Here is a 2,951-nt window from a genome sequence, read left to right as displayed (position 1 = left end):
TCGCCAGCGACGCGGCCACCGCGAAGGCCCTGATCGCCACGCTCGCCAGCCGCCATCGCGGTGGCTTCGTCCGTGTGGACGTGACCGAGGACAGCGGCCTGTCGCCCTGGCTGACCGCCATCGGCCTACCTTGCGTGGGCCATGCACTGTCGATGGTGCGCGGGGCCCGTCCCTGCGCCGAAACCGACGCGCACCTGTTCGCCCTTTCAAACCAGTCGCTCGGCTAACCTGGCGGCCATTACAGCGATGCCGTCCGCTCCGCGGTGATCTGGTCTTTGTTTAGGGGCAGCTGGGCGGGCGGGCGGACGGAACGCACACAGCGGACCTGCCGTTCGAAGACCAGGTGCACCAAGCACTCGCCAATACTTGTTCGTCTGACGCCTCGCCGCCGCATAACGACCGACAGCAAGAATTTCGTCAACGACTTCCGGGTTACGCCCGACAACCATTTGCTGTTCGGTGGGCGTGCCCGCTTCGCTGCGACAAATCCCAAGTCGGACCTGAAGAGCGGCGTCATCCTGCAAAAGGCGCTGGTGGAGGTCATCCCCGAACTGGCCACCACGCGCAGGCGAACACAACGGCTTGTTCTAGTTGATGGGGCATAGCGGCCACGGCACGCACATGTCGATCGATATGGGCGCGATCATGGCCGAGGTGTTGGATGGCCGTGCTGATTGGAACCCGTGGCGCGACTTCGACTGGCCAGCATTCCCGGACATTTCGGCAAGCCCTGGTTTCTGCCTTTTGTCGGTGCCTACAACCGCTTTCAGGACCTCATCCGCTGATGGGAGCATCTTCACAGTCTCGGCATCAAGCCCGGCGCGGCCCAATTGAAACAGAGCTGGTAGACCGCACAACTGAGTTCTAAAAGAAATAAAAACGCACCGCATGATCTGCTGCCAAGCCGCGCACAACCGCAGCCCGCATCACGTACGAGCCTCAATCCAGCATCCAACGACCGTCTATACCGCCTAAGCTTTGAGCCATTGAACGCCTCATCGTTTTACACCAACGGACACCGCCATGAACCTCCTTTCCGACCTGCCTAACCTGGCTTCCCTCCATGCGATTGACCGCGCCCACTTGATCCATCCAGTGTCACCCTGGCGCGTACACGAGCAGCGCGGCCCGACCGTGCTACAGGCCGGGCACGGCGCCTGGCTGACAGACAGCCAGGGCAACAAACTATTGGACGCCTTTGCCGGCCTGTGGTGCGTCAACGTAGGGTATGGGCAGGAGAGCGTGGTGCAGGCCGCAGCCGAACAGATGCGCCAACTGCCTTACGCCACCGGCTACTTCCATTTCAGCAGCGAACCCGCGATCCGCCTGGCCGAAAAGCTGGTGCAAATCACGCCCGCCTCGCTCACCCGCGTCTACCTCACACTGGGCGGCTCGGAGGCAGTGGATGCGGCCGTGCGCTTTATCGTGCAGTACTACAACGCCATCGGTAAGCCCGCAAAGAAGCACTTTATTTCCCTGGAACGCGGCTACCACGGCTCGTCGTCCACCGGTGCCGGCCTGACCGCGCTGCCGGTCTTCCACCGCGGCTTTGACCTGCCGCTGCCGACGCAGCACTACATTCCTTCGCCCAATCCCTACCGCCATGCCGCAGGTGCCGACCCCCAGGCGCTGATCGCTGCGTCGGTGGCATCCTTGCGCGCCAAAGTTGCCGAGCTCGGGGCCGACACCGTGGCCGCCTTCTTCTGCGAGCCTATCCAGGGCTCGGGCGGTGTCATCGTGCCGCCCAAAGGCTGGCTCAAGGCCATGCGCGAGGCAGCCCGCGAACTCGACATCCTGTTCGTCGTCGACGAGGTCATCACAGGCTTTGGCCGCACCGGCCCCATGTTTGCCTGCGAAGCCGAAGGCGTGGAACCCGACCTGATGACCATGGCCAAGGGCTTGACCTCTGGGTATGTGCCCCTGGGTGCGACCATGGTGAGCGAGAAAATCTACGCAGGCATTGCCGACGGCGCGCCAGCGGGTGCCCCCATCGGCCATGGTGCCACCTACTCGGCACACCCCGTCGGTGCCGCCGTGGCCCTGGAAGTGCTGCGACTTTACGAAGAGGGCGGCGTGCTGGCCAATGGCCAACGCGGGGCAGCCCACTTTTCCGCCGGATTGGAGGCGCTGCGCAGCCACCCCTTGGTAGGCGATGCGCGCCACCGTGGCCTGCTGGGTGCGCTGGAGTTGGTCAGCAATAAAACCAGCAAAACCGGCTTCGACCCCGCGCTCGGCCTGCCAGACCGCATCTTCAAAGCCGGGTACCAAAACGGCTTGATCTTCCGCTCCTTCGGCGACCACATCCTGGGCTTTGCGCCCGCGCTGATCTTCAGCGAAGACGAGTTCGCGCAGATGTTCACGCGGCTGAAAAAGACCCTCGACGATGTGCTGGCTGCCCCCGACGTACGGGCTGCCCTCGCAGGCTGAAACCACCCACCGTCGCCGTAGCAAAATCGGAGCTTTCCAACCCAAGGACGTCGCCATGAACGAAGCCTTCAAAATAGACCGGCTGGACCTGCGCATCCTGGCCCAGTTGCAAAAAAATGGGCGCATGACCAATGTGGACCTGGCCGATGCCGTGGGCCTGTCGCCCAGCCCCTGCCTGATCCGCGTGAAGCGGCTGGAGCAATCCGGCTACATCGCGGGCTACGGTGCCCACCTGCGGTTGGAAAAGCTGGGCGACACGCTGACCGTCTTCACCGAGGTCACGCTGTCCGACCACCGCCGCGAAGACTTCACCCGCTTTGAAGCCGCCATCCGCGAAGTCGATGAGGTGCTTGAATGCCACCTGGTCAGCGGCGGCTACGACTATCTGCTGCGCTTTCTGACACGCGGTGTCAACCACTACCAAGAAGTCGTGGAAGAACTGCTGGAACGCAACATTGGCATCGCCAAGTACTTCAGCTACATCGTCATCAAGTCGCCATTCATCAAGGCGCACTGCCCCGTCG

The 2,951-nt window shown here is 63.0% G+C and carries 2 protein-coding genes and 2 pseudogenes; all 4 read left to right on the top strand.

Features of this window, described 5'->3' with window-relative positions; all coding sequences use genetic code 11:
• A pseudogene (locus ABI213_RS12290) lies at positions 1–227 on the top strand (N-acetyltransferase); the annotation flags it as partial.
• 135 nt (positions 228–362) lie between these two features.
• Positions 363–785: pseudogene (locus ABI213_RS12285) on the top strand (FAD-dependent oxidoreductase); the annotation flags it as partial.
• Between the two features lie 238 nt (positions 786–1,023).
• The gene (locus ABI213_RS12280) at positions 1,024–2,427 is read left to right on the top strand and encodes an aspartate aminotransferase family protein (protein ID WP_348007636.1); all 1,404 of its coding nucleotides are present in this window, start codon (positions 1,024–1,026) and stop codon (positions 2,425–2,427) included.
• Between the two features lie 55 nt (positions 2,428–2,482).
• Positions 2,483–2,951 (top strand): Lrp/AsnC family transcriptional regulator (locus ABI213_RS12275; RefSeq protein ID WP_348027289.1); only part of this gene is annotated, 469 nt, incomplete at its 3' end.

The organism is Rhodoferax sp. (assembly GCF_039922535.1).
Lineage (GTDB): Bacteria > Pseudomonadota > Gammaproteobacteria > Burkholderiales > Burkholderiaceae_C > Rhodoferax_B.
This window is presented reverse-complemented; position numbering and strand designations above follow the sequence as displayed.